This window comes from Vibrio sp. 1401, assembly GCF_033340295.1.
The window spans coordinates 1-603 of record NZ_JAWOWF010000558.1; the positions used below are offsets into that span (position 1 = coordinate 1).

Genomic DNA, 603 nt, shown 5'->3' on the forward strand with positions numbered 1-603 from the left:
GGTTGGTATAGTCAACGATACCCGCTTCCGATGCTTCAAATTCATCGTAGAAAATCTTACCGCCCAAGCTTACACCATCAAGGTTCCAGTATGGGTCGCGGTAGTCTAAGCTCACGTTCTTTTGATAGTCGTTCATCATCGCGTTGATACCAACGCGGTTACCGCTACCTAAGAAGTTGTCTTGTTGCAGACCAACTTGGAAGCTGACGCCCGATTCGGTACCGTAGCCAACACCAAAGTTTACACTGCCTGAGTTCGCTTCTTTAACCGAGTAAACCAGATCAACTTGATCATCACTACCTGGTACACGAACCGTTTGTACTTCTACGTTTTCAAAATAGCCAAGACGGTTAAGTCGTGTCTTACCAGTTTCAATCGACTTGGAGTTTAGCCAGCTACCTTCCATTTGGCGCATTTCACGACGCAGCACTTCATCTTTCGTTGAGTTATTACCAGTAAAACGAATGTCGCGAACGTAAATTCGATTACCTGGATCAACATTCACAACCAAGGAGACTTGTTTGTTTTCATCGTCAAATTCAGGGATGGTGTTTACTTGAGGGTAAGCGTAGCCAGATTCACCAAGCACACGCTTGATGCCTT

The 603-nt window shown here is 45.3% G+C and carries 1 protein-coding gene; it reads right to left on the reverse strand.

Annotated elements, in window-relative coordinates:
• Positions 1–603 (reverse strand): POTRA domain-containing protein (locus R7Z77_RS26815; protein ID WP_318137232.1); only part of this gene is annotated, 603 nt, incomplete at both ends.